Origin of the sequence: Microcystis sp. T1-4 (assembly GCF_000297435.1) — a bacterium.
GTDB lineage: Bacteria > Cyanobacteriota > Cyanobacteriia > Cyanobacteriales > Microcystaceae > Microcystis.
Genome location: NZ_CAIP01000202.1, coordinates 1 through 4,411 on the forward strand (window position 1 = coordinate 1; position 4,411 = coordinate 4,411).

The following is a 4,411-nucleotide window of genomic DNA, read 5'->3' on the forward strand; positions in this document are numbered from 1 at the left end:
CTGGGAAAATAATAGTAACTCTGTATTTTGCAATGTTGGCAAAACCAGTTGTTTTCGTCAAGACTGCCAATATTAATACAGTAATTTTTCCCAGAGGGAAGTCAGTGTGTTAATTTAGTTTTGGGAAAGTTTTAGATTTATTGGGGGTTTCCCTGATTTGTACCCAGTAACGGGGGAGCGGAAATTCTTGTAATCCCTCCTACAGCACAGGTTATGGACTTTTGTCAACCTAGAAAGAGGCGGTTGGCAGAAGGCAGGAGGGAAAAGTACCACTGACTGGAAAGAGGGTGTAGGGTGTCGGCTTCGGCCGTGATCTCAGGCTTCGACGGTGAGACCAGCCGAACTGCCGAACGGGTGTAGGATGTAGGGAAGGAAGCCTCTTTCATCTGTGGGGGTGAAAATTTTTTCATCGGGACTGACTAGATTATACTCTGTCTGATTGATTCTATCCAAGATTTGAAGGCAATTCGGACATTCAATTGTTTCATTTAAAAGAGCGAGCTTGAGGAAAATTGTCTGAGCAATTTTTTGGTAATTGACCCCTGTACATTGGGTAAATCGAGGAGTTGATCAAAATCTATCCAGATAACCCACCTCCTCTTATGTACTGCTATTGTACCATTCTGACACAGAACCTAGAAGAGCCGATGATGATTGCCTGACCTAAGATCACATTTTATCCTTTTTTCGACTTCCCTCTAAAAATCGAGAAAAAGGCAAAGCCCCTGATTCTACCATAAAAAAATTATGCAAGAGGTCTATTCTTCCCACTCCCCCACTTCCCACTTCATAATTCATAATTCCCTCTCCCAACCCCTTTTTCCTTTTTACTTGATATAATGCCCTATTTTGACCCCGTAACCTCGGTTTATATTCATATTCCTTTTTGTCGTCGGCGCTGTTTTTACTGTGATTTCCCGATTTTTGTCGTCGGTAATCACACCAATCCGGCGACTTTTCCCCCTGTGGTGGAGTATGTGGAAATATTACAAGAAGAAATTAGCCTTAGTCAGGGGACGGGGAAACCCCTAGAAACAATTTTTTTTGGGGGGGGGACTCCTTCCCTGTTACCGGTGGAATTATTAGGATCAATTCTGGATACTTTAGCCAAAAAGTTTGATTTTGCGGCCGATATAGAGATTTCTATGGAGATTGATCCGGCTACCTTTAGTTTAGAACAATTACAGGGTTATCTTAGCGCCGGAGTTAATCGGGTTAGTTTAGGAGTACAGGCTTTTCAAGAACCATTATTACAGGTTTCTGGTCGATCGCATAATGTTAAGGATATCTATCAGGCAGTGGAATTAATTCAGGGATTGGGAATAGTTAACTATAGTTTGGATTTGATTTCGGGATTGCCACAACAAACCCTGACAGATTGGGAAAATTCCCTAGAAAAAGCGATCGAACTGCAACCGGCCCATCTTTCCTGTTACGATTTGGTCTTAGAAGCGGTTACTCCTTTCGGTAAACAGTATCAACCGGGGAAAAAACCCTTACCCGATGATGAAACCACGGCGAAAATGTATGTTTTAGCCAGTGAAAAACTAGCTTTAGCCGGTTATCAACATTACGAGATTTCTAACTATGCCAAACCGGGTTATCAATGCCGACATAATCGAGTTTACTGGGAAAATCGTCCCTATTACGGTTTTGGTATGGGGGCTGCTAGTTATCTTCATCAACAACGTTTTACCCGTCCGCGCAAAAGTCGCGACTATTTCGCTTGGGTAAAAGAAGGCTGTCAGATTGACGTGGAGAAAAATAGCTTGATTGATGATCTTCTCGAAACCTTAATGCTAGGGTTAAGGTTAGGGTCAGGGGTGAGTTTACCCGCCATTGAAGCTAATTTTGGTTCGGAAATCAAAAAAGCAATTTTAGAGGTCTTAGAGCCGCATAAACAGCGTAATTTAGTAATAATTGAGGGGGATAGCAGGGTCAGATTAAGCGACCCCGAAGGTTTTTTGTTTTCTAATCTAGTTTTAACCGATTTATTCGATCGCTGGCAATAGTCAGAAACTATATTTTACTGACGATAATGGATAGCTAACCAAATACAAGGGGGATTATTGCTAGTAAATTCGACGCGATGTTTTTGGTGAGGAGGAATTAGGAGATAATCCCCTGCTTGCAGATTAACTCGGCTGCCATCTTCATAACTAATCTCAGCGTATCCCTGTAATAAAATCACCCATTCAAAGTCAGATTGATCGTACCATTGACCCCGGGGAGTGGTTTGACCGGTGGAAATAATTCTTTCCAGACGAATAGCCTGACTTTGGGCCAGAATTTCCAGAATTTCTCGGTCAGGAATTAGTTCGGGTAAATCAAAAATTGAAGCTGCTGTCATTAGTTATTATCTCTTTCTGGATGAAAATCTTTAATCACCGTCGGTATTGCTGTTAAAATTTTCTCAACGATATGAGCAGGTGTATCTAGGTCAGAAACAACAATCCGAAGATCCGCTTCTGCATACAGTCCTCGTCTTTGTTCTAATAATAATTCTAGTTTACTTTCTAAATCAGTGGACTCCAACAAGGGACGAGAGGTATCTTGTTTTAAACGTTTAACCAAGACTTCTAGGGGAACATCTAACCAAATCATTAAACCGTGACGAAGATAACTCCAATTCATCGGTTTTAAAACCATCCCTCCCCCGGTGGCAATCACAGTTTTAGTCAGAGAGGATAATTCGGCCAAAACTTGGGTTTCTAACTCCCGAAAAGTCGCTTCTCCCTCGTCGGCAAAAATTTGCCTGATTTTCTTTCCCGCGACCCTTTCTATTAATATATCTGTATCAAAAAAACGATATTGTAACCGTCGGGAAAGCAACTCTCCCAGGGTGGATTTGCCGGCCCCCATCATTCCTAGCAAAAAAACACTTAATCCCCGTAAGGAGTTAAAATCCGTTGAATTGTCCATAGTTAAAATTTAGCTGAATGTAGTCCTCGCTACTCAGGGACGATGTTTTGATAAGCATTTAGGAGTAAAAACCGCGAGATGAAATCAGAAAATCTTCTCAGAACTCCCATTGACACCGACATCGTGTCAGAATCTGGATAACCATGATACCATCTTGGTAATTCATCGACAAAATCAGCTTGATTAATCTAATCAAGTGGTGTGGGGAGTGTGAACACAGGAGTCTAAAATTCATGTCCAATCAACCAGCAAACTTTCCGGGTAATAGAAATCAACTCAAACCGATTAAAGTCGGGGTTATCGGGGTCGGTAACATGGGACAACACCATAGTCGCATCCTGAGTTTGTTAAAAGACGTGGAATTCGTCGGGGTGGCCGATGTCAACGTCGAAAAGGGTCTGGAAACTGCCAGTAAATACCGAGTCCGTTTTTTTGAAAATTATTTAGACCTCTTACCTAGGGTAGATGCGGTTTGTATCGCTGTCCCCACCCGGTTACACCATCGAGTCGGGATGGACTGTCTGCAAGGGGGAGTACATACCTTGATCGAGAAACCGATCGCCGCTAGTATTAGTGAAGCGGAATCTTTAGTCAATGCGGCAGCCGATCACGATTGTATTCTGCAAGTGGGTCATATCGAGCGTTTTAATCCCGCTTTCCAAGAGTTATCGAAGGTCTTGAAAACCGAGGAGATTTTAGCGATTGAATCCCATCGCATGAGTCCCTATTCCCAACGCGCTAATGATGTGTCGGTGGTGTTAGATTTAATGATCCACGATATAGATTTAATTTTAGAATTAGTCGCCGCTCCCGTGGTGAAATTAACCGCTAGTGGTAGTCGCGCTGCCACTGATTCCGGTTATCTCGATTATGTCACTGCAACCCTTGGTTTTAGTAATGGAGTGGTGGCTAATTTAACCGCTAGTAAGGTGACTCATCGCAAGATTCGCCGTTTAGCAGCCCACTGTAAAAATTCTCTCACGGAAGCGGATTTTCTCAATAATGAAATCCTCATTCACCGGCAAACCACCGCTAACTATAGCACCGATTACGGTCAAGTTCTCTACCGTCAAGATGGTTTAATTGAAAAGGTTTATACTAGCAATATTGAACCCCTACACGCGGAATTAGAACATTTTGTTCATTGTGTGCGCGGTGGGGACCAACCTTCTGTCGGTGGGGAACAAGCTTTAAAAGCTTTGCGATTAGCTAGTTTAATCGAACAAATTGCCCTTGATGGTCGCGTTTGGCAACAATCGGACTGGAATTATCAATATCTTAATTCTCCCGTGATTACTGCTTCTTAATTGTTTTCACCCCGATTCTTTAAGTGAGAGAATTGGGGTGAGCAGTCAAAATTAGTTATCTGAAGAACTTTTTAAACATTTTTCTGAGGGTTTTTTCCCACACCATTGACTTTCACAGGGAACTCCATCATCATCTCCATCCATTTTGACATTGGGGCAATTTCCTGATAGGGGGACAAGCG

The 4,411-nt window shown here is 42.4% G+C and carries 4 protein-coding genes and 2 pseudogenes; 2 read left to right on the plus strand and 4 right to left on the minus strand.

The window, feature by feature from the left end; all coding sequences use genetic code 11:
• Positions 1-417: 417 nt before the first annotated feature.
• A pseudogene (locus tag MICAI_RS25905) lies at positions 418-587 on the minus strand (ISL3 family transposase); the annotation flags it as partial.
• 252 nt (positions 588-839) lie between these two features.
• On the opposite strand from MICAI_RS25905, the gene hemW reads away from it, so the two are divergent.
• Complete coding sequence (gene hemW, locus MICAI_RS12715) at positions 840-2,012, plus strand: radical SAM family heme chaperone HemW (protein WP_008202504.1); 1,173 nt, start codon at positions 840-842, stop codon at positions 2,010-2,012.
• A 14-nt stretch (positions 2,013-2,026) separates the two neighbouring features.
• Here hemW and MICAI_RS12720 read toward each other — a convergent pair whose 3' ends face one another.
• Positions 2,027-2,350, minus strand: coding sequence for a cupin domain-containing protein (locus tag MICAI_RS12720; RefSeq protein WP_008202507.1), 324 nt, complete (start codon positions 2,348-2,350; stop codon positions 2,027-2,029).
• On the minus strand, positions 2,350-2,922 hold the full coding sequence (locus MICAI_RS12725; protein WP_008202509.1) for a shikimate kinase: 573 nt from the start codon (positions 2,920-2,922) through the stop codon (positions 2,350-2,352). The genes MICAI_RS12720 and MICAI_RS12725 overlap by 1 nt, the downstream gene beginning before the upstream one ends.
• 233 nt (positions 2,923-3,155) lie before the next feature.
• Here MICAI_RS12725 and MICAI_RS12730 point away from each other — a divergent pair, with 233 nt between their 5' ends.
• Positions 3,156-4,229 (plus strand): Gfo/Idh/MocA family protein, encoded by a 1,074-nt coding sequence (locus tag MICAI_RS12730; protein ID WP_002791832.1) that lies wholly within the window; start codon positions 3,156-3,158, stop codon positions 4,227-4,229.
• Positions 4,230-4,280: 51 nt separating this feature from the next.
• On the opposite strand, the pseudogene MICAI_RS25910 reads toward MICAI_RS12730, so the two are convergent.
• Positions 4,281-4,411 (minus strand): annotated as a pseudogene (locus MICAI_RS25910) (excalibur calcium-binding domain-containing protein); the annotation flags it as partial.